Here is a 26997-nt window from a genome sequence, read left to right on the forward strand (position 1 = left end):
AATATCTTTAAATAAGTAGGTGTACTGACGTACACCTACTGCCTCTCCCATAATATTGTGTTAACATTGCGCATCTTTTTTAGCTGTGTAGCATCGTTCACAATGAAATTCCCTGGCAAACGAAAATCCAAACACTATTTTCCCGTTAGTTTACGAGATCCTCTATTACAACCCATCATCAATATGACGGAGAGTGAATCCTCTCGCGCTTATATCGTGGGTATTGACCAAACATTGGTTGATATTGAAGCGAAAGTTGATGAAGAGTTTATTAACCGTTATAACTTGAGTCAGGGACACTCTCTTGTTATTGAAGATGATGTCGCAGAGGCACTTTATCGTGAATTAACAGACAATAATCTGATAACACACGAATTCGCTGGTGGCACTATTGGTAATACGCTACATAACTACTCTGTATTGGCTGACGACCGCTCTGTGTTATTAGGTACTATGTGTAATAACATTCAGATTGGTAGCTATGCTTATCGTTATTTATGTAACACATCTAGCCGTACTGATCTCAATTACCTCCAAGGTGTTGATGGTGCCATTGGGCGCTGCTTTACGCTGATCACGGAAAATGGTGAACGCACATTTGCTATTAGCCCCGGTCAAATGAATCAACTTAAACCTGAAAGCATTCCGGAAGAGGTGATTGCAGAAGCTTCCGCATTGGTGTTAACGGCTTACTTAGTTCGCTGTAAACCAGGTGAACCGATGCCACTAGCAACCATGAAAGCGATTGAGTATGCGAAAAAATATGATGTGCCGGTCGTTCTCACACTTGGCACAAAATATGTTATTGCAGATGATCCACAATGGTGGCGTGATTTCTTAAAAGAGCACGTTTCTGTTGTCGCCATGAATGAAGATGAAGCTTTTGAATTAACTGGGCATGCAGATCCTCTGTTGGCTTCCGATGTTGCTTTAGAATGGGTTGATTTAGTGCTTTGTACTGCGGGACCTGCTGGGCTTTATATGGGTGGCTATACAGAACACAGCTTTAAGCGCCAAACCACACATCCTTTATTACCCGGTGCTATTGCTGAATTTAATCGTTATGAATTTAGTCGAGCAATGCGTCGTAAAGATTGTGAAGAGCCAGAGAAAGTCTATTCTCATATTGAACCTTATATGGGTGGCCCTGAAAAAATTATGAATACCAATGGTGCGGGTGATGCAGCATTATCAGCATTACTGCATGATATTACAGCAAATAGCTATCATCGCATTAATGTGCCAAATTCAAGTAAGCATCCTCGGACTTATTTAACTTACTCATCATTAGCACAAGTATGTAAATATGCTAACCGAGTGAGTTATCAAGTATTAAGCCAGCATTCTCCACGCTTGACGCGCGGTTTACCTGAAAAAGAAGACAGCTTGGAAGAAGCCTATTGGGAACGCTAAGTTTGTATTGTTTCTAAGTCTTGTTTTATCAGTGTGAAATAAAAAAACCTATCAACATTTATTGATAGGTTTTTTATTGACTTAAATTCTATGGATTTAAGTGATTACCTGTGTTTGATTATTGCGCTGCACTAGGTGCAATGATTTGTTGACCATTTTCAGGTGTATCATCAATAGCGCAACCAAATTCAACTTCTTTAATTAGCATATCCGCCATTGCAGATGCTGTTTGATCTTCATCGATAACGACGTGATTTGCGCCTTTTTCAAGGATAAAAGAAGCTTCTTCATCATAGTTAGCTCGCACGATAATATCGTCAAAATGGGCGCGAACAATGATATTTAAATCAGGGTTCATACTTCTTGCCGTTTCAGCGACATCTGCTGCTTCATAACCATTCGGTATCGTCAGTAATAAAGATTTAGCGCAATCAATACGGGCTAAAGCAAGTGACTCTTTAGTCGATGCATTACCCAGTACTGTGTTTAAACTTTTCTCTTTTAACTCAGCAAATTTATTACGACTATTTTCGATAATCACTAATGGAATAGATTGAGCTAATAATTTTTCAGCAAGCATGCTTCCTGCACGTCCATAGCCGACGATAATGGCGTGACCACAAATATCAACAGGGACAGGCATCTCTTCTTCCAGCTCTTCTTGTTGTAGCTGTTCCACTTCTTCTTTGGTTTCTGTTTTTGCCAGATAACGGTCTAATAAAGAGAACAGAACTGGGTTTAGCATAATCGAGACTAAAGCACCAGCTAAAACAAGATTACGTGCATCTGGCTCTAAAACGTTTAGCGCCACACCTAGACCTGCAAGGATAAAGGCAAACTCACCAATTTGAGCAAGACTGACAGAAATGGTTAAGGCTGTTCGTCGAGAATGCCCAAACATTCGTACAAGCACCAACGCGGCGACAGATTTACCAATAATAATGATAGCCAGTGTTGCTAAGATACCAAGAGGATGTTCAATTAATACCATTGGATCAAACAGCATACCAACGGACACAAAGAACAGAACAGCAAAGGCATCACGCAATGGCAAGGTATCTTGTGCGGCTCTGTGGCTTAACTCAGACTCATTAAGCACCATACCCGCAAAGAAAGCACCTAATGCGAAAGAGGCATCAAATAAAGTCACCGCAGCGTAAGCGATACCTAAAGCGAGTGCTAATACACTCAGCGTAAAGAGTTCACGAGAGCCTGTTGCCGCGGTTTTAGCTAAGATCCACGGAATAAGCTTACGACCAACAATCATCATGATTAAGATAAAGGCTACGACTTTACCGATTGTGATACCTAAATTGATCATGAGTTGAGAAACATTGGTTTGATCGCTGCTTTCCAGCATATTGGCAATAGCTGGGAGTAGTACAAGGGCTAATACCATTGCTAAGTCTTCAACAATCAACCAACCAATGGCAATTTGACCTCGTTGGCTATCAATCAGACCTCTTTCTTCAAGTGCTCGTAAAAGAACGACGGTACTTGCAGTTGAAAGACACAAACCAAACACGATGCCACTAAATAAACCCCAGCCAAAAAATGCTGATAATCCCAACCCTAATAGTGTTGCTACTGCAATTTGAGCAATAGCACCCGGAATAGCGATGGCTTTCACTGCCATCAGATCTTTTAACGAAAAATGTAAACCTACACCAAACATTAGCAGAATAACGCCAATTTCAGCGAGTTCAGGGGCGAGAGATGTATCAGCGACAAAGCCGGGAGTAAATGGACCAGCGAGTACACCCGCAGCAAGATATCCTACTAAAGGTGAGATTTTTAGCCGTTGAGCGATCATGCCTAAAATGTAAGCAAGTGCTAACCCACCAACAATGGTGGTAATGAGGGGTGTTGAATGCGGCATCAATTCTCCTTCTTTTTATAAAACTACATGTATCGGGGGGCGAGTAATATAGCAGGCTGATAGTTTAACGTATTCATGCAATAAATTCGCTAAAAATTATCGATTATTTATAAAAATAGCAAGTTGATTGAGTTTTTTGATGCAAATGCACTTTTTTATGTTATTTTAATCAGTCTTACCTTTTAAAGTAAGAAATACACTGTTACTAGTTCATTTAGATAACAGGGATAATTACAAGTTATTCAGTTTTATCCACCCCAATATTAGGAAGAAAAATGGTGAAAATACCTAATAGTGGGAGATAAGCACAAATATGATAGACATATTCAATACTTTTCTGATCAGCAACATATCCTAAGACCGCAGCACCAATCCCTCCTATCCCAAAAGCAAGTCCGAAGAAAAGCCCTGAAACCATGCCAGTTTTACCCGGAATTAACTCTTGAGCATAAACTAAGATAGCAGAAAATGCTGAAGCCAAAATCACACCAATGAATACAGTAAGTACGCCAGTCCAATAAAGGCTAGCGTAAGGGAGTATCAGCGTAAAAGGCGCAACACCAAGAATAGATCCCCAAATAACGTATTTTCTGCCAATTTTATCGCCTACGGGGCCACCAATCATGGTGCCAGCAGCGACAGCAAAGAGGAAAACAAATAGGTGAATTTGTGCATTTTGCACTGAAACGCCAAATTTATGTATTAAATAGAAAGTATAGTAGCTACTGATGCTTGCAAGATAAAAATACTTAGAAAAAATCAGAATAAGTAAAATGGCTAAAGAGCCAAAAAGGGCTTTACGTGGCAATATTGCTTTGTTGTTTAGCACCATTGGTTGTTTTTTCTGAGCTTCTTGTTGAATTTTATACCAACGGCTAACTTGTAATAGCACTATAATGGCCAGTAATGCAGCAAGAGAGAACCAACCGACATTACCTTTGCCATAAGGAGCAATCAGTAAAGCCGCCAAAAGAGGACCTAAAGAGCTGCCTAAATTGCCTCCCACTTGGAATAGTGATTGTGCCAGCCCGTGTCTTCCACCTGATGCCATTCTTGCAACACGAGATGATTCAGGATGAAAAATAGACGAGCCTGTACCGACTAATCCTGCTGCGAGTAATAACATTGGGAATGTATCAGCAAAGGCGAGAAGAATAAGCCCTGTTAGCGTAAAACCCATACCAATAGGTAATGAGTAAGGCTTAGGATATTTATCAGTATAGAGACCAATAAAAGGCTGTAACAAGGATGCTGTAATTTGATACGTCAACGTTATCATCCCTATTTGCACAAAGCTGAGAGAAAATTCAGATTGCAACATAGGGTAAATAGCTAATATCAATGATTGGATCATATCATTGAGAAGGTGTGAAAAACTGATAGCAGTTAAAATACTAAAAACCGTATTACGCTTATTGGCTTTTCGTTGTAAAACGTCAGTTTCTTCTATGGGAAGTGTTGGATCGGCATTGCTCATTTTAATTCCCTGCCACATTATTTTGTTAATAAATTGTTTCTATTTTTATTGGTCTAGTTTACATCTATTTGGAGTTGAGTGCTTTTGTGAGAAATAGAGTTTGATTCATGTCTCAAAAAAACTATTGGATCAATGAAATAATAAAAAAATTATATAACCTACGTCATAAAATACAGCAAAAGTATTTAACTTCTGTCTTCTTTTTCTACTGTAGAACCATGGCAGAACCTTCTCAATAAATAATATACATGGGGATATACCATGAGCTTATCTTTTAAATTATCAGCATGCGCATTGACGGTTTCTTTAGCGATGGCGCCTGCGATGTCTCAGGCATGGGAAAAGGATAAAACCTACGAAATAACTATTCTACATACTAATGATCATCATGGTCATTTCTGGCATAACGATCGTGGTGAATATGGCTTAGCTGCACAAAAAACGGTTGTTGATAATATTCGTGATGAAGTGGCTAAAAAAGGCGGTAGCGTACTGCTGTTATCAGGTGGTGATATCAATACGGGTGTACCAGAATCTGATTTACAAGATGCAGAGCCTGATTTTAAAGGTATGAATCTTGTGGGCTATGATGCAATGGCATTGGGTAACCATGAATTCGATAATCCATTAGAGGTTTTACGTCAACAAGAAAAATGGGCAACATTCCCATTCTTATCTGCAAATATTTATCAAAAAAGTACGGGTGAGCGTTTATTCAAGCCTTACACCATTTTTGATAAGCAAGGTGTCAAAATTGCAGTATTAGGCTTAACGACTGATGATACTGTGCGTATTGGTAACCCAGCAAACTTCCCCGATACTGAATTCCGCAAACCGTCTGATGAAGCTAAAAAAGTTGTAGAAGAACTGCGTACAACGGAAAAACCAGACATTATTATCGCAGCAACTCATATGGGTCACTATGATGATGGTAATCACGGCTCTAACGCACCGGGTGATGTGGAAATGGCGCGTGCGTTACCAAAAGGTTACCTTGATATGATTGTGGGTGGTCACTCACAAGATCCTGTTTGTATGTCTCAAGAGAATAAAAACTACAAACAAGCGGATTATGTACCAGGAACACCTTGTGCACCAGATAACCAAAATGGTACATGGATTGTTCAGGCTCATGAATGGGGCAAATATGTTGGTCGTGCAGATTTCGAATTCCGTAATGGTGTATTCACGCTAAAACATTACCAATTAATCCCAATCAACTTAAATCAGAAAGTGAAGAAAGACGATGGCACAACTGAACTCGTTTACTACACTAAAGAAATTCCTCATAACCCTGAAATGATGAAACTGCTGACACCTTACCAAGAAAAAGGTGGCGAGCAACTGAATGTTAAAGTGGGTGAGGTTGTTGGTAAATTAGAAGGTGATCGTAGTAAAGTTCGCTTTGTTCAAACCAATATGGCACGTCTATTATTATCAGCTCAAGCTGAACGTGCGAATGCAGACTTTGCCATTATGAGCGGTGGTGGTGTTCGTGATTCTATTGAGTCTGGTGATATCACTTACAAAGATGTTCTGAAAGTTCAACCATTCGCGAACGAACTGGTTTATGTTGATTTTAAAGGTGAAGAAGTCGAACCTTATTTATCAGCTGTTGCATGTATGAAAGTAGACTCTGGTGCTTATGCACAATTCTACAATGTTAGCTTAACCGTAGATGCAGACTGTAAAGTTAGCGATGTTAAAATTGCAGGTAAACCATTAGATAAAACAAAATCTTACCGTATGGCGACACTGAACTTTAACGGTATTGGTGGTGATGGTTATCCGAAAATTGATACACACCCAGGTTATGTAAATACGGGTTTCGTTGATGCTGAAGTATTAAAAGGTTATATCGAATCACACTCTCCATTGAAAGCTGATGATTTCGAACCTAAAGGCGAAATTGTTTACAAAAAATAAATCTTACCAATAACGCTTATATAGACAAAAGGCGACATCTAATGTCGCCTTTTGTCTGGGGTCTAAATCACGTTAATTTCTTATTTTGAGGATGAGCCTTAAAATAAAAAATCATTAAGGATTATGACTCTTTACGAATAAGTGCAAATTGAGCACCTAATACAGTGCCTAAATCTTTTGCTGATAATTCAATATCTAAGCCACGTTTACCACCAGAAACAAAGATAGTGTCAAATTCGAGTGCTTGTTCATCAATCACTGTTGGTAGGCGTTTTTTCTGACCTAATGGACTTATTCCACCCACTAAATAACCCGTGACCTTTTGTGCAATTTGGGGATCTGCCATATCTGCTTTTTTAGCCTTAAAGCATTTAGCAACGAGTTTTAAATCTAACTGACCAGAAACCGGTGTTACTGCAACGGCAAGATTCTTAGCATCTCCATTTAAGGCCACTAAAAGTGTTTTGAATACTTGGCGGTTATCTAAACCGAGTTTTTCGACCGCTTCATCACCAAAATTATGGACATTAGCATCATGCTCATAAGGATGAAGGGTAAATTTGATTTTTTGTTTTTCCAGTAAATTTACAGCGGGAGTCATAGTTATTCCTACTTACAAGGTTAGAACAATATCTTTATACTTGGGATGTTAATAAATCGATCAAATTTTCTTCGCCAAATAAATGAAGGGCGCCGACAGTTACCACATAACGACCTGCGGGTAATGTTGATAACGTGCTTACCCATTTTTGGTTACGGCTTTCCATCAAAATATCAAATACAGCTTTACTAAAGGTATTCGGTAAAGGCGGTTGTTTCTCTCTACTATTATAATTTAACCACCAATTGATCATGATTTGCAATGTACGTGCATTATCGTGCCAATTTCTTAGCGTATCCTCGAGTAATTGCTGACCATCATGAGGAAAATCCAATAATAGTGCGACCTGACTCTCAATACCTTCAAGCTCTATGATGTTTTTTTGGTGTTTATTTGCATGCTGAATGACTTGATAATCAATACCATATTGCGGTTGTAATCCAAGTTGCATGGCTTGGGTTGATTGTAAAATTAACGCAATTTGCCAAAGTGGTTTATTTTCAATTTGATAAAGAGAAAGCGAGAGATCTTCACAGTGTTGAAGAATTTGAGAAAAAAGTGTTTCATTTAAACGAGTTTCTAATGGTTCTCTAAAGAGAGAGGCTTGATCAAAAGGTTGTACATCCGTTGAGATATCCGCTTCAACAATAATCGCATCTGCATTTTTTATTTCGTTAATAAGCACATTGGAGAGTGGTGACATTGTGGGAACACCCATATGGATACTGCCTACAAGGTGTAAAGAGATATTATTTGGTAGCGTAATATCAACGGCAGGGTAAGGATAATGCTGAGCGTTTTTTATCCCTATCCAGTTTTTAACTTTCTGAAAAATACCCGTCATTTGATACGCTCCTTTAAGTGTCGATCACTAAACCTCAGCATAACGGATTTTTAATTGAATGAAACAGAGAAAACGAAGCTTTACTTAGCTTTCTCTGTTTTTACTTTAGGCTGAATGACTACCAACTAATGCCTACACCCCCCGCAGAGACCCAACTATTTGTCTCATTCCATGCTGTTGATGCTCTGACTTTAACATTTTCATTAATACGATATTGCATACCCCAAGCGAGGGCTGTGGCATTACGATAATTACCAATACCAATGGCTGTACTAAATGTTGCTGTATCGGTAAAAGGTAAATTACTCATTGCCGCAACAGAGGCAATACCTTGGTTAGCACGTTTTTCGACTTTATAAAAACGGTTTTGAGTGTCAGATTTAAAATATTCAAAGTCACTTTTTAATGTTTTAAATTCATTTCTTGAGATTGATTGTTCAGTATAGAGCGTTGCAAAATGGCTTTTTAATGAAATATTATTTCCATTAATATTTAGATTATCTATATAGTCTTTCGTAATATTGTCAATGTCACTTTTGTTCGCTCTTATATTATCAGTGTTACTATTTATAATTTGCGTGTTTGTATCAATATCATTTTTATTTTTTTCCGTTAATTCATTATTGTTATCAATAATTAACTTTTGTTCTTGAATTTTAGTCTCATTATTTTTAATGTTTTCTGATAATCTTTTCTTATTATCTAAAATTGAATTATTTAGCATTCTAGTATCTTGCTCTTGTAACTTACTCATCTGGGCTAGATCTTGTTTTGTGTTTTTTTCTAATAACAATAGAAAACGGTTTTTGGTATTGAGATTATCGACTATTTTATGTAGTCTCTCGGGAGACTCTAGATCATCTAATGTTAATGCACTATCTTGAGTACTGTAGATCATTGTTTCCGCATGCTTGATTATATTAATAACTTCATTACGGTTTTTTTCGGTCAATAAATCTTTTTCTGATAAATAACCCACCATTCCCATTTTTAAATCACTATTGCTAGATTGAATATAAATATAACCATTTTTATTAACGATATTTTGCTTTATAAGATCGGCAGAATCGGTTAAATTTCGATTTCTTAAGTATTTTTCTAAATCTTTAGCTACGCTACTATTTAATTCAATACCATAGGCTTCTTTATCTTTATTTGTTCCTTTTACTATATTAATTAAATTACTATCAACTATCTGATTAAAAACCGTTGATGCTAAATAGCTTTTTTTATTTTCTCGCTCTTCATTTTCTGGCGTGATTACATCAGAGAATGGGGGGGTATTTACTGTGTTTGAAAAAACACAGGAAGAATAAATGATAGATACTGTTGCGATAAAAATATTTTTATATTTCAATTTTAAATCCTTTTAAAAATAAAATGATGTTGATTTTTCACTAATATATTCTGAATGCTAATTTTTTATTTAATATAAATAAACACCCTTATTATTAGAGTGATTTTTATGTCAATGTTATATTTATTTTATGAATAATAAAAAATAATGAAATATTTATAATATATTGCTATTCTAGCGCTAAGAGGGCGGAGTAATGACTCTCTTGTATAATGAGAAATTCCTCTTTGACTGGCCGATAGAAATATCGGCTTTTTTTTAATTGATTGATAATTCAGTATTTAATCTTTGGAAAAAAGATAAATCTTCTCTTTGAGATGATTTATCTTTCATATAATTAGGTTGTTGGTATCACAGTATCATCAAAAAATAAATGATTGGATTAATTATCTACATCCATTGAGATCCCCATAACTAGGCTAGTCTGAAAATTGGCACCAAGTAAGGTGTAATTTGATAAAGAAGTCCATTGTGTTGCACCTATACAATTAGTGGAAAAAGTGTTTAAAGCAGGAATTTGATCATATTCTTGTTGAGTTACGGCTTTAGCGATGCCAATAGAACCCGTAATTGAACCTGAAATGGTGGCTTCTGCACCTGCTTCATTTTCAATTGAACATCACCTCCAGCACCAGCTGGGATTAATTGCCATGACTCCCAATGTCCCAATGTCCCAATGTCCCGATATCATAATATCAGTAGCGTCTTTATAGTCAAAAGTGCTTGGAAAGCTTTTTTGTACCATTATTGCTTTATTTACAATAGGAAAAGAAGCGAGATAAGCCGTATCCCAACCAAATGTGCTCACTGAGTTATTCATAATGTTTTCCTTAATTTAATTTTCCTTGCATATAAACATTATCGGCTAACCCACCCGCATCAATCGTCATATTCTGCTGACCATTCCAACTGACGAGTCCTGGCGCTAGCTCCCTTAATGATTGAGCTGTTTTTGATGAGGTGAGTGTACCCATTGAGTTTTCAATAGAAAGGCTGATGGCTTCAATTACAATATTCATAATGCCAAATGTTAAAGCACCTAGTCCTTGTTCCCAACATGGAATATGTTCATTTTTTGTTGCTGATTTATTTGGATCAGAATTAAAAGACAATGTTTTTGTTGATACATTAAATGAGGATGGATTAATTGATGTGACAGTATTTATAATATAAGCTCCGGTTAATCCAGTGATATTTGTATGTGTTGAAACATAACACCACATTTTATTATCTTCAATATGAAAATTAATGTCGGTGACTGTTGGTGTGTAATAAATTAAATCAACTTTGACTGCATTAAGATTAAAATTATTATTTAAATTTATTACATTATTTTCTAAACGAAAATCATAAAAAGTAGAATTCCCTTGAAAACTTAAAGGCAATGAAGGTATAACAACATTTAATAGAAAAGCCCTCGCCGATAATATAAAACCAAAATCTTTATTAAATAATAAATTGGTATCAAAACTACGAGGTAAATTAGTGATCGATACATTCTCTAACATACCTAAAATGGCAATACCACCTAAAGCACCACTGACAGGCTGTTGATAGGCATAGGTAAGTTTTTTAGGTGTCAACCAATTTGCATTTTCTCCTGTTGGTGAAGGTAATATATTGGCAAATACAAAATTAAGTTGCTCTGCATTTTGTATAAAAACACGAGATAAACCAATAGTGAGTAGTGCTGCACCTAAAGAGGCTTCTTGCGGGTGAGATCGAAGATATTTTCCTAAGTTTCCACTCACATCTGGGTTAATCACAGTGACTGCACCAAAAGTCATATCACCTTTGTTTTTCCCTTCTATTAAACAATTAAAAACAAGTTTATAAAGTACGGTTTGATCACTCCCTTTAATTAACTTTAATTGCATTTCTATTAAGGGAATCACATTATTAAGAGTAATTGTTTCATTGAATTGCTTAATGAAAAGCACCCCTGTTTTAATAGGAGTTTCAAATTGAAGTAAATTACCACTACCACCAGAAACAATTTTCCATGAGTCAAAAATTCCTGTGATTTTAATTTCCGAATCTTCATATTCAAAAGATTGAATAAGTTGATTTTTATTATTAGATAATTGTTTATTTATATAATTACCTGAACAAGCGTATATAACATCCCATCTGTAATTATTCATAGATTTTCCTTTGTTATATAAGGTGTCTTTTACCTTATTATTTTTAAGTGAAAATTTATAGAATGAAGAATAATAGAGATATTTTTATTTTCAGTTGATTGAAGTGTAAAAACACCGCTTTTACTAATAAGTAAAAAAGCGGTGTTTTTTTTAATTAAAGCTTACTTAGTTTATTGCTTAGGTTTAAAACGCAATAAACGGTTTGCATTGCTAACAACAGTAATGGAAGACAGCGCCATTGCAGCACCCGCAACCACTGGATTTAACAGTGTGCCAGTGAAAGGATATAAAATACCCGCTGCAATAGGGATACCTAAGCTATTGTAAACAAAGGCACCGAATAAATTCTGCTTCATATTACGTAGTGTACCTTTTGAGATCTCAACCGCATCGGCAACACCATGCAAACTATGACGCATTAATGTGATAGCTGCTGTTTCAATAGCAATATCACTACCTCCACCCATTGCAATACCGACATCTGCTTTTGCTAGTGCTGGCGCATCGTTAATACCATCACCAATCATTGCAACACGACGACCTTGTGCTTGAAGCTCTATTATCGCTTGTGCTTTACCTTCAGGCATGACACCTGCGATAACTTGGTCAATACCTGCTTCTTTTGCTATTGCATTTGCAGTAATTGGATTATCACCCGTTAACATCACTAGGCGATAGCCCTGATTATGTAAACGTTGTAATGCACTTACAGTATCTTCTCTTAGAGGATCACGGATAGAGAGAAGGGCGGCAATCTTACCTTCTTGAGCTAATAAGACTGGAGTAACACCTTTCGCTGCTTGAGTGTCAATAAGTGAATTAATTTCACTAATATCAATACCTGATTCAAGCATCAATTTAGGGTTGCCTAAAAGCACTGTTTTTCCGTTAATTTCGCCACTTAACCCCATTCCTGCAAGAGTGCGGAATTGGCTTATTTCAGGTAAATCAATGCCTTCAGCTCGCGTTAAAATGGCTTTAGCTAATGGGTGATTAGAACCATTTTCCAACGATGCTGCCAATGCAAGTGCTTGAGTTTCATCTACTTGATTGAAAGTATGAATTTCAGTGACCTGAGGCATACCTTCTGTCAGTGTTCCTGTTTTATCAAAGACTAAAGTATCTAGTTTGCTCGCTTGTTGTAGTGCGTCTGCATCACGAACTAACACGCCATATTCAGCCGCACGACCTACACCTGAAATAATCGACATAGGAGTAGCCAAACCTAAAGCACAAGGGCAAGCGATGATAAGAACGGTTGTGATAATCACCAGTGCATAGGTAATTTGTGGCGACGGACCAAAGAAATACCAAATAGCACCAGCAATAAGAGCGATAGCGACGACAACAGGTACAAATACACCTGAAATTTTATCCGCTAGCTGGCCTATTTCAGGTTTACTACTTTGCGCTTGGCGAACTAATTTGATAATACGAGCAAGTGTTGTTTTACTTCCCACCGCTGCCGCTTTAAATAGAACTGAGCCATCTTGAACCGTTGTTCCCGCATGAATAGTGTCACCCACAGTTTTTTGTTGTGGAATTGGCTCGCCTGTCAGCATTGCCTCATCCATCCATACTTCACCTTGGATAATTTCACCATCAACCGGCACTTTATCACCTGTTGCTAAACGTAAGGTCATTCCTTGTTTAACATCAGCTAATGGCATTTCAACTTCACCGTTTTCAGTTATGACTCTTGCTGTTGGCGGAGTTAAATCTAATAGCCGTTCTAGTGCTTTGGATGAACGCTGGCGTGCTCTTTGCTCAAGCATATGACCCAGATTGATTAAACCGATGATCATCGCACTGGCTTCATAATAGAGATGTCGCGCTTGGGCAGGGAACACTTCTGGCCATAAGTTCACGGTAATGGAATAGAGCCACGCTGTTCCTGTTCCTAACGCAACGAGGGTATCCATTGTTGCACTACGGTTTTTTAAACTCTGCCATGCGCTACGATAGAAATGACCACCAGCAACAATCATTACAAACAGCGTTGCAATACCAATGCCTAACCAGATGCTGTGATTGGCTTCTGTCAGCATCATATTGTCGCCGATCATTCCCCAAATCATTACAGGGATACCAACAACTAAGGCTAATGCAGCTTGCCAGCGAAAACGTTTCATATTGGCAACAGCAACTTCTTGCTGACGTTCTCTGCGTTTTACATCGTCTTGAATAATTTCAGCGCCATAACCCGCTTTTTCAATAGCAGTCACAAGTGCGTCATGATCGATTTCACCAGTCACTAATGCACTACGTTCAGCAAGATTTACACGCACATTTTCAACGCCATCAACAGATTGTAATGCTTTGTGAACCTTGCTTACGCAACTTGCACAGGTCATGCCATCAATTAAAAGCTGAACACTGCTGTCATCGTCAGTATCAATTTCAGCGCCATTATCAATATCAGCATTCTCAACTGGAATATCACAAACAGCCGCTGACGATGCTTCCAGTTGTGCATGCGTTTGCGTCAGCGGCTCAGTTTTTGGGAAATCAGTACCTGCTAGTTGTGCTTCAAAACCTGCTTCTGTAATGGCAGTAATTAAGGTTTCAGCGGTTGCAGAACCAGTCACTTTTGCATGTGTTAATTCAACTTCAGCTGTTTCAACACCTGCAGTATTTTCTAGTGCTTTTTTAACTGAACCGACACAGTGACCACAATTTAAGCCAGATAGAGTTAAATTAATTATGTTGTCAGTGGGCGCTAGGCTTGCTTGAAAACCTTCCGCCGTAATCGCTGCAATTAAAGTATCTGCCGTAGCATCACCAAAAATTTCAGCTGACTCTTTTGTCACATTAACTGCGGCAACGCCTTCAATGGCTAATAATGCTTTTTCAGTTTTACCGACACACTTCATACAGTTAAGCCCACTTAGGCTTAATTTTACATCGGGTTGTGTTGCTACACTTGCTTCATAGCCTGCATCTTCAATTGTTTTGATTAAGCTTTCAGCAGTTGCATCGCTGTCAATTTTAGCGTATTGAATAGTCACAATTGCCTGCTCTATATCATTGCGAGCATCAAGTGCTTTTTTTACACTGTTAACACAGTGGGAGCAGGAAAGTCCTTGTAGTGCGAGTATTATAGTTTTTGCCATGTTAATTTATCTCCGACATAAAAGCGTTACCTCTATTATTGCGCAATATTCGGTAACTTGCTTTCTTTAAAGGTTTTTTCTTATTGAGATAAAGGCTAAACCTTTCCGCAAGGGGAAGGTCAAGGGGGAATTTTGAATATTAGTGAAATCGCAAATAAAACAGGATTAACAGCTAAAGCTATTCGGTTTTATGAAGAAAAAGACTTGATAACGCCACCGGGAAGAGGTGAAAACGGCTATCGCTATTATCAGGCTTAACATATCGAAGAGTTGACATTATTACGACAAGCACGAGAGGTGGGCTTTAATTTAGAAGAGTGCCGTGCTTTATTGATGTTGCTAAGAAATCCTTCACGTCATAGTGCTGACGTGAAAGAAGCCACCTTAAAAAAAGTGGCCGAAATTGAGAAAACAATTAATGAGCTTAATGCCATTCGCCAGCGATTACTGTTATTAGCCAGCGAGTGCCCCGGAGATGATGGTGCAGATTGCCCCATCATCAATCATTTGTCAGGGTGTTGTCATCACCAGAAACAGCCGATTTAAGCGCAATCACTTGTAAGGTAATACCATCAATTGCGGTTACTGTTACCTTATCGCCAGCAAGTAATGGCGTGTCTGAATAAACACGCCAACTGCCATCAGCTAATTTTACGCGACTAAAACCATTTTCAGTATCTGATAATAAAACAGCATGAACACCAATCAGTTGATGCGTTTTCTGATTTAAGTTTTCAGCTTCTTTTGATAGTTTTCTGCGTTTAAGCCAAAGGTGCCAAAGTAAAGCACTAATAACCGTTAATATCGCAAATAAAATACCTTGAATAGGCCAGCTAATAGGCAATATCCATGTGATCAACGATACACACAGAGCCGCCATTCCTGACCATAAAAGGTATCCTGCTGTTCCTAACATTTCTGTAATTAACAGCAAGCCACCAAGACAAAGCCAGAAAAGTGCAGGTTGAGCACTAATCCATTCAATCATAATTAATTGCTCTTGTTGCCAGAGTCACTTTTTTGGGTATTGAGTAATTCAGAAATACCGCCAATCGCACCCATGAGATTACTTGCTTCTAATGGCATCATAATAACTTTACTGTTATTAGCTGAACCAATTTGAGACAGTGCATCAGTATATTTTTGAGCAACAAAGTAGTTAATTGCTTGCATATCACCTTTTGCAATGGCCTCAGATACCATTTGTGTTGCTTTGGCTTCTGCTTCTGCCGCACGTTCACGGGCTTCTGCTTGTAAGAACGCAGATTGACGCTCACCTTCTGCTTTCAGTATTTGTCCTTGTTTCTCACCTTCAGCCTTTAAGATAGCCGCTTGACGAATACCTTCAGCTTCAAGAATGTCGGCACGTTTAGTACGTTCAGCTTTCATCTGCGCATTCATTGCAGAAATCAATTCTTTTGGTGGGCGGACATCACGAATTTCAATACGGGTAATTTTGATACCCCAAGGGTTTGTTGCATCATCAACAATCAGTAAAAGGCGGCTATTGATTTGGTCACGTTGAGAAAGAATTTCATCAAGTTCCATTGAGCCTAACACCGTACGAATATTAGTGAGTGTTAAGTTAATAATCGCAAGTTCAAGGTTATTAACTTCATACGCGGCTTTTACAGGATCGATAACTTGAATAAAGCAGACTGCATCAATGCTGACGTTGGCGTTATCACGAGAAATGACTTCTTGAGAAGGAATATCCAGTACTTGTTCCATCATATTGATACGGCGACCAATACGATCAACAAATGGCACGAGAATTTGGAGTCCTGGAGTCAGAGTTCGAGTGTAACGACCAAAACGTTCGACAGTCCACTGATAACCTTGTGGAACGGTTTTAACACCACATAAAACTAAAATAATAGCGAATAAGATGATAATACCAATGACTATTTCCATATACCTGTCCTAAGTCTGCTTGAATAAGAAAATAAAATTAATAAAGTAAAGAATACACCATACGACGATATTTAGACGCCAAATTATCATTAGTACCTAAGGCTGATAGAATATCCATCAGGGTTTTCTTAACTTGCCCATCACCTGCATTTAGATCTTTTTTGATAAAGCTAAATAGCAACTCTAACGCCTCTTCATTGCGAGCAACTTCATGTAATTTTAGTGCAAGTTGAATGGCAAGATTGGTATTTTCAGGTTGTTGATTAAAATCGCTCTGCAATTGTTGGATTTCAGGCGTATCAGCAGCCTGTTTTTGTAATTCAATTTGCGCTAACAAACTATGGTAGTAACTATCTTGATCTTGTAATGGGATGGTAATTAGCAGCGTTTGAGCTTCTTCATTTTTATTTAAAGAAATTAAAGCGCCCGCTAACGCAAGGGTAATTTCACTGTTTTTAGGTGCGAGTTGATGGGCTTCTTTAAGCAAAGGTAGAGCTTCCTCGGCTTTTCCTTCAGAAAGTAATTGCGCCGCTTGTGCCGCTTTTAATTCTTCTGGTTTGGGTAATACATTTGCTAACACTTGGCGAATTGCTTCTTCAGGTTGAGGGCCTTGGAAGCCATCAACTGGGCGACCTTCTTGTAAAATATAAACAGTTGGAATAGCACGTAGACCAAATTGTGAGGCAATCATTTGTTCAACATCACAATCTAATTTAGCTAAAATAAATTGATCAGCAAATTCGGCTGCTAGTTTATCTAATGTTGCGCCAAGCTCTGCACAATGAGGGCTACGTTCTGAATAGAAATACATCATGACCGGTTTAGTCATCGATTGTTCTATAACTTGTTGAATATTTGATTCATTTACATCAACAATATGTGCAGTTGCTAACATTAACTTGCCCCTTTTTGAGAGTTTTAAATATAGATGCGATTTATAAAGCTATTTTATTAATAAGTAAGGGTGAAACCCGAAAAATCAAGCCTTGCCACTTTGGCGACTTAAAATTGCATCCATTAGTGTGTCAGGTAGAAAGCGTTTTAGTATTTTGACAGCATAAGTTAATAGGGTTACGGGATAACGTATCTTAGGTTTTGGGCTTTCTAAAGCATGAATAAGCTTTTTCACTACATCTTCAGGCGTTAGTGTGAAACGACTCGCAATCCCAGGATTTTTTACTGGTTTATCTTTTTCTGCTTGAGCGACATTCTCGGTGAAGCAAGTACGTATTGGACCAGGCTCTATTAAACTCACTTTAACGCCTGTATGCGCTAATTCCATTCTTAATGCGTCAGACCATGCTTCTACAGCATACTTACTCGCTGCGTAAGCACCTCGACCGGGTGTTGAGATAATCCCCATTACAGAGCTCGTTTGAATAATTCTGCCTTCACCGTGCGGTAACATTGCTGGTAGAAGTAATGTAGTCAGCTGATGTAAACCAAAAAAATTAGTAGAAAACTGTTTTTCCATTTGTGAACGAGTAATGGCATCTAATGGACCATAAACACCAAATCCGCCATTATTAAATAATCCATATAAACGACCATTTGTTAGGCGAATAACTTCTAGTGCCGCATTTTCAACACTTTTTGGATCATCAAGATCAAGATGAATAGGTTCTAATCCCAGTGTTTCCATGCGTTCAAGGTCTTCACCTTTACGGCAAGCCGCAAGAACTCGATAGCCTCTTTTCTTTAGTGCTTTGGCGGCACAGAGCCCTATTCCACTGGAACTTCCTGTAATCAATACCGTTTTTTGCATAATTTTACAATTAATCTCGTTTAATCTACGTCAACTACTGTCAGAATAGTCTAACGTGTTAAGTAAGGGGATAATGTTTCATCCATCCACTGAGCAATAAAAGGCTGAGCATCTTCATTGGGGTGTATGCTGTCATTTTGCATCCACTCAGGCTTATCAGCGATTTGCTCCATATAAAAAGGAAGTAGAGGAAGCGCATTATCTTCAGCGAGTTTTGGATAGATCGCTGAAAATGATTGTGTATAACGTTTACCATAATTAGGTGAAATCATTATTTGCATAAAAAGTGGCGTTGCACCGGCATCTTTTACTTGTGTAATGATGTTTTGTAATGCCTCTTTTGTTTGTGCAACAGGGTATCCCTGTAAGCCATCATTTGCACCTAATTCAATTAAAACCCAACGAGGTTGATGCTGTTTTAATAAATCAGGAAGCCTATTTTTCCCCTGAAAGGCAGTTTCACCACTAATACTTGCATTAACAACATTAATTTCAGGGTAGGTTGTTTTCCATTTATCAGCAAGGCGTTGTGGCCATGCACTTTCAATTGGAAGACGATATCCTGCACTCAAGCTGTCACCAAAGATTAAAAAGGTATCAGCAGCAATTGCCTTAAAGCTAAACATCATCATAACGATAAGGAAAAATGTATGTCGACGGAAAAGGTTCTTGAAGTTCATCGGTTAACCAAACAAGTAGGACAAGGTGATAGTCAGATCTCTATATTGCAGGGTGTTGAGTTAGTTGTCGAGCCTGCACAAACAATTGCGTTAATCGGTGAGTCAGGATCGGGTAAATCGACCCTGTTAGGGATCATTGCTGGATTAGATGATGGTAGTTCTGGCAGCGTGCATTTAATGGGTGAAGATCTCACAAAAATGAATGAAGAAGAGCGAGCTAAATTACGCGCTCAACATGTTGGTTTTGTTTTTCAATCATTTATGTTGATCCCAACATTGAATGCACTTGAAAATGTGCAGTTGCCCGCATTATTAAAAGGCGAATCAGAAAAGCACAGTCATGCGCGTGCAGTTGATTTACTTAAGCTGTTAGGATTAGGCGAACGTTTATACCATATGCCAGCACAACTGTCTGGTGGTGAGCAACAACGCGTTGCATTAGCAAGAGCATTTTGTACTCAGCCAGCTATTCTTTTTGCTGATGAGCCAACAGGGAATCTTGATCGTAAAACAGGCGATAAAATTGCTGACTTGCTGTTCTCTCTTAACCGAGATTATGCAACAACCTTAATTTTAGTGACTCATGATAATGAGCTGGCAGCTCGTTGCCAAAGACGATTACGATTAGTAGATGGACAACTTAAGGAGGAGTCATGATTTGGCGTTGGTTTTGGCGTGAATGGCGTTCTCCTGCACTATTAATTGTTTGGCTCTCTTTAGCGCTAGCGGTTGCTTGTGTGCTTGCTTTAGGGCGTATAGGTGATCGCATTGATAAAAGTATTTACGCTCAAAGTCGTGATTTAATTGCTGGCGATTTAGTCTTACGTGCATCTTATCCCGTTGATGAAAACTGGCTTACAGAGGCGAATAAGGAAGGGTTAACTCTCAGTCGCCAAATGCAATTTACCACGATGTCTTATGCTCCTGAAGGCGATACACCTCAGCTTGCGCTGGTGAAAGCTGTGGATAAATTATATCCACTGTATGGTGAGTTAGAAACAGAGCCCGCAGGGTTAAAACCTGAAAAAGGAACTGCACTTGTTGGTGCCAGATTACTTGAATTACTTGATATAAAAGTTGGCGATAAAATTGATGTAGGCGATGCCTCATTTACTATTGGTGGTGTATTAATTCAAGAGCCAGACAGCGGGTTTAATCCTTTTCAAATCGCCCCCCGTATTTTAATTAATCTTGATGATGTTGAAGCAACTGGAGCAGTGCAACCCGGAAGCCGTCTGACTTATCGCTATATGTTTGCAGGTAATGAGTCTGTAATTGATAGTTATCAGCAACGCTTCGACCCACTATTAAAACCCGATCAGCGTTGGAATAGTTTAAAACAAGATAGTGGAGCACTTTCACAATCAATGGAGCGTGCGAAAAACTTTCTTTTGCTTTCAGCGCTATTAACGTTATTGCTTGCTATATCGGCAGTTGCCGTTTCAATGGCTCATTATTGCCGTAGTCGTCATACTTTAATTGCGGTATTAAAAACGTTAGGTGCAGATAAACGTGCATTGAGAAAGTGGATTGTTGGACAATGGGGAGTGATCCTCATTGGCGCAATTATTGTTGGCTCATTAGTCGGGCTTGTTTTTGAGGCAATACTGCTACAAATTTTAGCGCCAGTCTTACCAAAAAGTTTGCCTGAGGCGAGCTTTTTGCCATGGATATGGTCTGTGGGCTCTTTACTGTTAATTGCTTTATTAACAGGATTAAGGCCTTACTATCAATTAATGGCAACACAACCTTCTCGAGTATTAAGAAGTGATACTACGGCCCCTATATGGCCTCTTCGTTATTATTTACCGATAGTGGGCTTAATTATTGTCGGTGCTTTAACGCTTTTTGCGGGAACAGGCGTCTTACTCTGGTCAATTCTATTTGGTGTTGTTGTTATTGCTTTTTTACTTGGAATAATTGGTTGGTTAGGATTATGGGTATTAAAGCAGTTTAAATTTCGCCAACTCAGTGCGCGTTTAGCAGTAACTCGTTTATTGCGACAACCTTTTCAAACGATGACTCAGCTTGCTGCTTTCGCACTTTCATTTATGTTGTTAACGCTTTTAGTCCTTATTCAAGGTGATTTACTGGAAAAATGGCAAAAGCAATTACCCGAAGATAGTCCTAACTATTTTCTAATCAATATGTCTGCACCTCAAGTTCAAGAAATTAATACCTTATTGGCACAATATAAGGTTGAACCTACGGATGCATTCCCTGTGGTATTAGCGCGTTTAACACAGGTTAATGAACATAATGCCAAAGAGTGGGCTGATAAACGTGATGCTGGCAATAATACGGTTCGTCGTGAGCTTAACTTAACGTGGCACAGTGAATTACCTAAAGATAACGTCATTGTTGAAGGAACTTGGCCACCTGTCGGTAATGGTGTTTCTCTTGATCAAGGCGTTGCAGAGCAACTCGAAATCAAGTTGGGTGATGAACTAACATTTGTCGGTGATACTCGTGAATTTAAGTCCATTGTTACGAGTATTCGCCATGTTGATTGGGAGAATATGCGCCCTAATTTCTTCTTTATTTTCTCTGAAGAAGGATTAAGTAATCAGCCGGAAAAATGGATGAGTAGCTTTTATTACAATGGTGAAGGCACATTAATTACTGCGCTTAATCGGCAATTTCCAACCGTAAGCGTGTTAGATACAGGCGCATTAATTCAGCAAGTTCAACAAATCTTACAGCAAGTCAGTCGAGCATTAGAGATTATGGTTGGATTAGTCATGATTTGTGGTGCGTTATTGTTAGTTGCTCAAATTCAGGTAGGAATGACACAACGACGCATTGAGCTGGTGGTGTATCGAACATTAGGTGCTGGTAAATCATTATTAAGACGGACTCTTTGGGCTGAATTTGCATTATTAGGTTTAATGGCGGGATTAGCTGCGGCGATTGGTGCTGAGGTCGCATTAAGCTTATTACAAATATCGGTGTTTGATTTCCCTTGGCAACCACAATGGGGAATGTGGATCACCGTACCTATTGTTGCGGCATTATTACTTTCATTATGTGGCAGTATATTAGGCGTCAGGCTGTTGCAAGATAAAGGGCAGTATCGACGAATTCAAGGCGAATAGTTGAAATAAATAAGGCTTATAAATAGAGTTAAATAAAATGCTGATGTTATTAAACATCAGCATTTTTTATAGGGAAAGATAAGATAATTATTCTTTTATAACATAAGCATAAATTCGCTTATTGCCATCATTTTCATCATAAATATAAACCCCTTGAAGTTCAGTTGAAAAGCCTGGAAGTTGATTAATAGTGACTTCAAGAGCCTGAAAATAACGTAAAACAGCACCATCCCAAATTTCACCAGGTACAGCACATAAAACACCCGGCGGATAAGGTAAAGCACCTTCAGCAGCAATTCGGCCTGCTAATTTATTTAAAGGTAACAATTCAATATTACCACGAACAAACTCAATATTAGCTTGTTGTGGACTTAGTGCTCGCTTAGGAAAGTGACTTTTTCTAAACATCTGTTTTTGCAGTAACTTGATATTGTATCTGACACAAATATCATGCATTTCCTGACAGAGTTGGCGCAATGTATAACCCTGATAACGAGATGGATATTGACGACAAACAGAAGGCAATATTTGTTCTAATGGCACATCTTCAACTAAGTGCTTTTCAAATTGAACAATCAAAGAAATTAAGCGCTCAAACTTCGCTTGATGCTCTGCGGGAGTCAGCAAAAATAAGATTGAATTGAGGTCGCTTTTTTCAGGAATAACGCCGTGTTCACGTAGATAACTTGCCAAAATAGATGCAGGCACACCAAAAGGTTCATATTCCCCTGTATGAGGATCGATCCCTGGCGTTGTAAGCATTAATTTGCAAGGATCAACAAAATATTGATTGGCGGCGTAACCTTCAAATGAATGCCAATTATCATTAGGAATAAAATTGAAAAAACGCTGATCGTGAGCGATTTCATCTGTGTCGTGATCTTGCCAAGCAATTCCATCGATGATTTCAGGAATAAAAGGCTTAATAAATTGGCACTGTTTTAGTAATGATTTACGGGCTTCAATGCCTTGTTTTACGCAACTCATCCACATTGCTTCACCACTTTTGCCAGAATGCATTTTTGCATTGACATCAAGAGCCGCAAAAAGGGGATAAAATGGGCTGGTAGATGCATGCATCATAAAAGCATTATTCATACGTTTATGATTAACATAACGTGATTGCCCTTTAAGGTGAGCATCTTTTTTATGTATCTGTGAGGTTTGTGAAAATCCAGCTAATTGCTTATGAACTGATTGAGTAACGAGAATACCAGGATCGTCTTCATTAAGCGTTAGTAACAAAGGCGAACACTGTTTCATCATTGGAATAAATTGTTCATAGCCCACCCATGCAGAATCAAATAAAATATAATCACAAAGATGACCTATTTTATCAACCACTTGCCTTGCGTTGTAAATCGTACCGTCATAAGTGCCCAGTTGAATAACCGCTAAACGGAATGGGCGTTTATCGAATTGGCGTTCTGGCGCAATTTCTGCAATTTGTTGGCGTAAATAGAGCTCTTCAAAGCAATGAGCATCAATGCCACCAATAAAGCCAAAGGGATTGCGAGCCGTCTCTAAATAAACAGGTGTTGCTCCTGCTTGAATTAGTGCGCCATGATGATTGGATTTATGGTTATTTCTATCAAATAGCACTAAATCATTTGGTGCCAATAAGGCATTTAAAGCAACTTTATTAGAAGAGGATGTTCCATTTAAAACAAAGTAGGTTTTATCGGCATTAAACACTTGCGCTGCAAAAGTTTGGGCATCATAAGGTGCTCCTTCATGAATAAGCAAATCACCCATTGCCACATCAGCATTACAGAGATCAGAGCGAAATAGATTCTCACCAAAATATTGATAAAACTGTTCGCCAACAGGATGACGACGAAAAAATTCCCCGCCTTGATGACCTGGGCAATCAAAAGCGACGTTCTTTTCGGCAACATAATTCACTAAGCGTGAAAAAAATGGTGTGGTCAGACTCTCTTCATATTGCTGTGCCGCTTTATTAATTAACGTACTATTTTTTTGATGTGCACTTTTATCCGTAATCACAACCCCTGAAACCTGATTAAGCAATTCAGCATTGATTGCATCATTGAGATTAACTGCAATAAATACGGGTAGTTGAAAGCCTGTTTGATAAATGCGATCTAATTCGCCAGACTCAATATCTGACAATGACAACACTACTGCTGATACTTGCGTTAAATTTGCATCAACAATATCAACTATCGGACGTTCACAATAAAAATAGTGTGAAAGAGTAGGGTGACATGCCAACTTCATTTTTTTCATTATACTCGCGTTTTTATCAATGGAAGAATTGGCGAACAATATACGTGGTTGTGAATGTGATTGAAATAAATTAAAAGATAACCAAGGTGATTTATGCGTTTTGAGTGCATAAATCACCATTTTAATAAGTGGGTGAATGGATAAGTCTATGAGAAAATAAACTTATCTATCTTCTATTATTGCGCGATAGGTGAAGACTTTTCGATATAAACAGTTTGAGATGGGAAAGCAAAATCAGCGCCATGTTTATGCACAATATCAATCATCTTCAAATAGACTTCTTGTTGAGCTTCAAGCCACTGCGCCCAGACTGTCGTTTTGGTAAAACAATACACCATGATATTGAGTGAAGAGTCTGCAAATTGATTAAAATAAACTAATAAGGTTTGTTGAGTGTCAATTTTATCATTTTGCATCAGCATAGTGCGAATGTCCTCAACAATGGCACCTATTTTATCTGAATCTTCATAACGTAAACCTAATTCTGTTTCGATGCGTCGATTGGTCATTCTACCGGGATTCTCTACGCTAATAGAGGAAAAAACAGAGTTTGGAATGTAAAGGGGGCGATGATCAAAGGTAATGATTTTTGTAATACGCCAACCGATTTCTACCACGGTGCCTTCAATATTACGATCAGGAGAACGTACCCAATCCCCGATATTAAAAGGGCGATCAAAATAGAGCATCACCCCTGAAAAAAGGTTACTCATCACATCTTTGCTTGCCATACCAATGGCAATACCGCCTAATCCCCCAAAGGTCATTAAACCAGATAAGCTCATACCAAAATGCTCACCAAACAGTAAGATGATAATGACGAAAAGGGTGATTTTAAATATGCGGGAAATAATACGAGCTGAAGTAGGATCGCTCCCTTTATTAATTTGTGATTTCTCTAATAAATTAATCAATAAGAAAAATTTACGCATTAAAATTAACGCGATAGCGACATAGGTAAAGAAATTAATCATCCTAAAAGAGATAAAATGGAGATTAAAATCAACGACAGCCATTTCACAATATTGGCTTAAGATAATGACTAAACTACAGAGAAAGACCGCTTGGCTGATATGAATAATAATATTTCTACGGCGCTTTTTCTTCTTATCATGAAAAAGAGATACAACGAAAAAACCGACAAAACAGGCTAAAGCAATGCCTATACCTATTGAGTATTTTATTATTAATGCATCATTCATCAGCTTAACATCTCCTTAGAAAATGCTTTTATATAGGTTTAATTACCTAGTTACTTTAGGTTCTTCTTGCTGCTTACTGGCATGCTGAAATTTAGGATAAACGGGTGGTTTCATAAACAGAGTGACCGCTAAAATCAGTAAAACAGGTATGGTTAAAATCAAGAATGCCGGTGTAAAACTACCTGAAATATCTTTGATTGCTCCAGCAAAGAAGGGAGCTAAACAAGCCAGTGTTGAAATTAAATTCATCACTGAAAATAGCTCAAGGTAAGGTGAGCGACCAAAATAGTTAGCAAGCAATATACTTGATGCCAAAAACGTCATGCCATAACCAATACCGACACAAACCGTAAATAAGATCAGGTAAACCCAAGAATTAGCCATACTTAGCGCAAGTAACCCTATGATGATAATACTTAAGCTTGCGATAAGTAATTTTTTAGGTTCTAACCATTCACCAATAGCTCCACCCGCTAAGCGCGAGAAAGCATTGATAAATGCCATACTACTTAATAGTGTCGCGGCAATAGTTTCACCAAAACCATTTTCAATAATATGTGCAACAGCAAAACTATTGACTGTGATCCCACACCATAAAAAGGCCGTGTAAGTCGCAGCAATAACATAAAATTGCCATGTTCTTAAAGCATGACGAGCTGTCCAAATCTCTTTAGTTTGATAGATACGTTTTGTGGTTTGAAGTTGGCTAATTTTTTTTGCGTGTTCTTGCTCTTTACTACCTTCGCGTAAAAATAAAATGGTGAGAAGAGTAACGACAGTGAGTGTGATTGCTGAAATAAGCCAGTGCATTCGCCATGTATGCCATAAATGGGTTGCTAAAAAGTAGATCCAAGGTCCAGCAACACCACCTAATCCACCAATGGTAAAATAGACACCAAAGGCAAAGGACTGTTTTTCAAATAAGCGAGAAATAACATAAGTGCCAGGTACAGTAGCTAGTAGCGTAAAACCAATACCTAGCAGTGCAGTACCAAGAAAATAACGTGCAATGGTGTATGTTTCATAAAGAAAATAGAAACCACTGACAAAAATGATCAACCCAATAAGTAGTGTAAGGCGAACACTTAATTTACGGATAAGTAATGTAGGTAAAAAACTTGCAAGGCCGCAGGTTAATCCTAATAACGTAAAGCCAAGGCCTGCTTGAGTCCAGTTCCACTCTAGCTCGTTTATCATACTAGGAAGAACAACACCTAAAGAGGTAAATGTGGTTGCGGTAGCTAAAAAATACACAAAACCTAATAATATCAGCATACTCCACTGATAAGCGGGCCCAAAAATCTGTTGCTTGACTTGCATCCTGACTCCATCAAATG

General features: G+C 38.2%; 20 protein-coding genes and 1 pseudogene. 5 read left to right on the forward strand and 16 right to left on the reverse strand.

Translation table 11 applies throughout. The features are described 5' to 3' along the window. Positions 1 to 102: 102 nt before the first annotated feature. Positions 103 to 1413, forward strand: a complete 1311-nt coding sequence (locus ABN212_RS15380; RefSeq protein ID WP_194951070.1) for an inosine/guanosine kinase — start codon at positions 103 to 105, stop codon at positions 1411 to 1413. 118 nt (positions 1414 to 1531) lie between these two features. Here the strand turns inward: ABN212_RS15380 and ybaL are convergent, their stop codons facing one another. Continuing rightward, positions 1532 to 3292 (reverse strand): YbaL family putative K(+) efflux transporter, encoded by a 1761-nt coding sequence (ybaL, locus tag ABN212_RS15385; RefSeq protein WP_198625892.1) that lies wholly within the window; start codon positions 3290 to 3292, stop codon positions 1532 to 1534. A 238-nt stretch (positions 3293 to 3530) separates the two neighbouring features. Further along, the gene (locus ABN212_RS15390) at positions 3531 to 4769 is read right to left on the reverse strand and encodes an MFS transporter (protein ID WP_349443386.1); all 1239 of its coding nucleotides are present in this window, start codon (positions 4767 to 4769) and stop codon (positions 3531 to 3533) included. A gap of 261 nt (positions 4770 to 5030) precedes the next feature. Between ABN212_RS15390 and ushA the strand changes: the two genes are divergently transcribed. Then, positions 5031 to 6695, forward strand: coding sequence for a bifunctional UDP-sugar hydrolase/5'-nucleotidase UshA (ushA, locus tag ABN212_RS15395; protein ID WP_109371359.1), 1665 nt, complete (start codon positions 5031 to 5033; stop codon positions 6693 to 6695). Positions 6696 to 6816: 121 nt separating this feature from the next. On the opposite strand, the gene ybaK is transcribed toward ushA, so the two are convergent. The 6 genes from ybaK to copA all read right to left on the reverse strand — a co-directional run bounded on the left by ybaK (position 6817) and on the right by copA (position 14754). Further along, complete coding sequence (gene ybaK / locus ABN212_RS15400; protein ID WP_198620850.1) at positions 6817 to 7296, reverse strand: Cys-tRNA(Pro)/Cys-tRNA(Cys) deacylase YbaK; 480 nt, start codon at positions 7294 to 7296, stop codon at positions 6817 to 6819. 34 nt (positions 7297 to 7330) lie between these two features. Beyond that, on the reverse strand, positions 7331 to 8140 hold the full coding sequence (locus ABN212_RS15405; protein WP_349443387.1) for a TraB/GumN family protein: 810 nt from the start codon (positions 8138 to 8140) through the stop codon (positions 7331 to 7333). A 118-nt stretch (positions 8141 to 8258) separates the two neighbouring features. After that, positions 8259 to 9497: a YadA C-terminal domain-containing protein gene (locus ABN212_RS15410; protein ID WP_198620848.1), complete on the reverse strand. Its 1239-nt coding sequence runs from the start codon at positions 9495 to 9497 to the stop codon at positions 8259 to 8261. Positions 9498 to 10116: 619 nt separating this feature from the next. After that, positions 10117 to 10317 carry a hypothetical protein gene (locus ABN212_RS15415; protein ID WP_349443388.1) on the reverse strand — a complete coding sequence of 67 codons (201 nt, stop codon included), beginning with the start codon at positions 10315 to 10317 and terminating at the stop codon, positions 10117 to 10119. A 10-nt stretch (positions 10318 to 10327) separates the two neighbouring features. Beyond that, positions 10328 to 11641 carry a TULIP family P47-like protein gene (locus tag ABN212_RS15420; RefSeq protein WP_198620847.1) on the reverse strand — a complete coding sequence of 438 codons (1314 nt, stop codon included), beginning with the start codon at positions 11639 to 11641 and terminating at the stop codon, positions 10328 to 10330. A 170-nt stretch (positions 11642 to 11811) separates the two neighbouring features. Next, a complete protein-coding gene (copA, locus tag ABN212_RS15425; RefSeq protein ID WP_349443389.1) occupies positions 11812 to 14754 on the reverse strand; it encodes a copper-exporting P-type ATPase CopA in 2943 nt (980 codons plus the stop codon). Between the two features lie 132 nt (positions 14755 to 14886). Between copA and cueR the strand changes: the two are divergent. Next, positions 14887 to 15300 (forward strand): annotated as a pseudogene (gene cueR / locus ABN212_RS15430) (Cu(I)-responsive transcriptional regulator). Here the strand turns inward: cueR and ABN212_RS15435 are convergent. The 5 genes from ABN212_RS15435 to tesA all read right to left on the reverse strand — a co-directional run bounded on the left by ABN212_RS15435 (position 15254) and on the right by tesA (position 19113). Further along, a complete protein-coding gene (locus tag ABN212_RS15435; protein ID WP_160230618.1) occupies positions 15254 to 15742 on the reverse strand; it encodes an NfeD family protein in 489 nt (162 codons plus the stop codon). The pseudogene cueR and the gene ABN212_RS15435 sit on opposite strands and share 47 nt — an antisense overlap. 2 nt (positions 15743 to 15744) lie before the next feature. Continuing rightward, a complete protein-coding gene (locus ABN212_RS15440; protein ID WP_100160140.1) occupies positions 15745 to 16668 on the reverse strand; it encodes an SPFH domain-containing protein in 924 nt (307 codons plus the stop codon). A 37-nt stretch (positions 16669 to 16705) separates the two neighbouring features. Continuing rightward, positions 16706 to 17563 carry a co-chaperone YbbN gene (locus ABN212_RS15445; protein ID WP_196533989.1) on the reverse strand — a complete coding sequence of 286 codons (858 nt, stop codon included), beginning with the start codon at positions 17561 to 17563 and terminating at the stop codon, positions 16706 to 16708. An 84-nt stretch (positions 17564 to 17647) separates the two neighbouring features. After that, entirely contained in the window at positions 17648 to 18433 is a 786-nt protein-coding gene (locus tag ABN212_RS15450) for an SDR family oxidoreductase (RefSeq protein ID WP_349443390.1), read from the reverse strand. A 50-nt stretch (positions 18434 to 18483) separates the two neighbouring features. Continuing rightward, positions 18484 to 19113 (reverse strand): multifunctional acyl-CoA thioesterase I/protease I/lysophospholipase L1, encoded by a 630-nt coding sequence (tesA, locus tag ABN212_RS15455; RefSeq protein WP_109371341.1) that lies wholly within the window; start codon positions 19111 to 19113, stop codon positions 18484 to 18486. Here tesA and ybbA point away from each other — a divergent pair. Together ybbA and ybbP are read left to right on the forward strand one after the other, a co-directional pair. Then, positions 19084 to 19770 carry a putative ABC transporter ATP-binding protein YbbA gene (ybbA, locus tag ABN212_RS15460; RefSeq protein ID WP_109371339.1) on the forward strand — a complete coding sequence of 229 codons (687 nt, stop codon included), beginning with the start codon at positions 19084 to 19086 and terminating at the stop codon, positions 19768 to 19770. The genes tesA and ybbA overlap by 30 nt on opposite strands. After that, positions 19767 to 22208, forward strand: coding sequence for a putative ABC transporter permease subunit YbbP (ybbP, locus tag ABN212_RS15465; RefSeq protein ID WP_198625885.1), 2442 nt, complete (start codon positions 19767 to 19769; stop codon positions 22206 to 22208). The genes ybbA and ybbP overlap by 4 nt, the downstream gene beginning before the upstream one ends. An 87-nt stretch (positions 22209 to 22295) precedes the next feature. Here the strand turns inward: ybbP and ABN212_RS15470 are convergent, their stop codons facing one another. From ABN212_RS15470 to ABN212_RS15480, 3 genes are all read right to left on the reverse strand, one after another. Further along, positions 22296 to 24458: an ornithine decarboxylase gene (locus ABN212_RS15470; protein ID WP_432807468.1), complete on the reverse strand. Its 2163-nt coding sequence runs from the start codon at positions 24456 to 24458 to the stop codon at positions 22296 to 22298. 176 nt (positions 24459 to 24634) lie between these two features. Next, positions 24635 to 25660 carry a mechanosensitive ion channel family protein gene (locus ABN212_RS15475; RefSeq protein WP_109371333.1) on the reverse strand — a complete coding sequence of 342 codons (1026 nt, stop codon included), beginning with the start codon at positions 25658 to 25660 and terminating at the stop codon, positions 24635 to 24637. Between the two features lie 42 nt (positions 25661 to 25702). After that, positions 25703 to 26980 carry an MFS transporter gene (locus ABN212_RS15480; RefSeq protein ID WP_109371331.1) on the reverse strand — a complete coding sequence of 426 codons (1278 nt, stop codon included), beginning with the start codon at positions 26978 to 26980 and terminating at the stop codon, positions 25703 to 25705. Between the last annotated feature and the right edge of the window lie 17 nt (positions 26981 to 26997).

It is taken from the genome of Proteus genomosp. 6 (assembly GCF_040139785.1).
GTDB lineage: Bacteria > Pseudomonadota > Gammaproteobacteria > Enterobacterales > Enterobacteriaceae > Proteus.

Excerpts from the sequence above, each read along its gene's own strand:
- ABN212_RS15380 (WP_194951070.1), top strand. The coding sequence starts at position 103 with ATGAAATTCCCTGGCAAACGAAAATCCAAACACTATTTTCCCGTTAGT.
- ybaL (WP_198625892.1), bottom strand. The coding sequence starts at position 3,292 with ATGCCGCATTCAACACCCCTCATTACCACCATTGTTGGTGGGTTAGCA.
- ABN212_RS15390 (WP_349443386.1), bottom strand. The coding sequence starts at position 4,769 with ATGAGCAATGCCGATCCAACACTTCCCATAGAAGAAACTGACGTTTTA.
- ushA (WP_109371359.1), top strand. The coding sequence starts at position 5,031 with ATGAGCTTATCTTTTAAATTATCAGCATGCGCATTGACGGTTTCTTTA.
- ybaK (WP_198620850.1), bottom strand. The coding sequence starts at position 7,296 with ATGACTCCCGCTGTAAATTTACTGGAAAAACAAAAAATCAAATTTACC.
- ABN212_RS15405 (WP_349443387.1), bottom strand. The coding sequence starts at position 8,140 with ATGACGGGTATTTTTCAGAAAGTTAAAAACTGGATAGGGATAAAAAAC.
- ABN212_RS15415 (WP_349443388.1), bottom strand. The coding sequence starts at position 10,317 with ATGAATAACTCAGTGAGCACATTTGGTTGGGATACGGCTTATCTCGCT.
- ABN212_RS15420 (WP_198620847.1), bottom strand. The coding sequence starts at position 11,641 with ATGAATAATTACAGATGGGATGTTATATACGCTTGTTCAGGTAATTAT.
- copA (WP_349443389.1), bottom strand. The coding sequence starts at position 14,754 with ATGGCAAAAACTATAATACTCGCACTACAAGGACTTTCCTGCTCCCAC.
- ABN212_RS15435 (WP_160230618.1), bottom strand. The coding sequence starts at position 15,742 with ATGATTGAATGGATTAGTGCTCAACCTGCACTTTTCTGGCTTTGTCTT.
- ABN212_RS15440 (WP_100160140.1), bottom strand. The coding sequence starts at position 16,668 with ATGGAAATAGTCATTGGTATTATCATCTTATTCGCTATTATTTTAGTT.
- ABN212_RS15445 (WP_196533989.1), bottom strand. The coding sequence starts at position 17,563 with ATGTTAGCAACTGCACATATTGTTGATGTAAATGAATCAAATATTCAA.
- ABN212_RS15450 (WP_349443390.1), bottom strand. The coding sequence starts at position 18,433 with ATGCAAAAAACGGTATTGATTACAGGAAGTTCCAGTGGAATAGGGCTC.
- ybbA (WP_109371339.1), top strand. The coding sequence starts at position 19,084 with ATGTCGACGGAAAAGGTTCTTGAAGTTCATCGGTTAACCAAACAAGTA.
- tesA (WP_109371341.1), bottom strand. The coding sequence starts at position 19,113 with ATGAACTTCAAGAACCTTTTCCGTCGACATACATTTTTCCTTATCGTT.
- ybbP (WP_198625885.1), top strand. The coding sequence starts at position 19,767 with ATGATTTGGCGTTGGTTTTGGCGTGAATGGCGTTCTCCTGCACTATTA.
- ABN212_RS15470 (WP_432807468.1), bottom strand. The coding sequence starts at position 24,458 with ATGAAAAAAATGAAGTTGGCATGTCACCCTACTCTTTCACACTATTTT.
- ABN212_RS15475 (WP_109371333.1), bottom strand. The coding sequence starts at position 25,660 with ATGAATGATGCATTAATAATAAAATACTCAATAGGTATAGGCATTGCT.
- ABN212_RS15480 (WP_109371331.1), bottom strand. The coding sequence starts at position 26,980 with ATGCAAGTCAAGCAACAGATTTTTGGGCCCGCTTATCAGTGGAGTATG.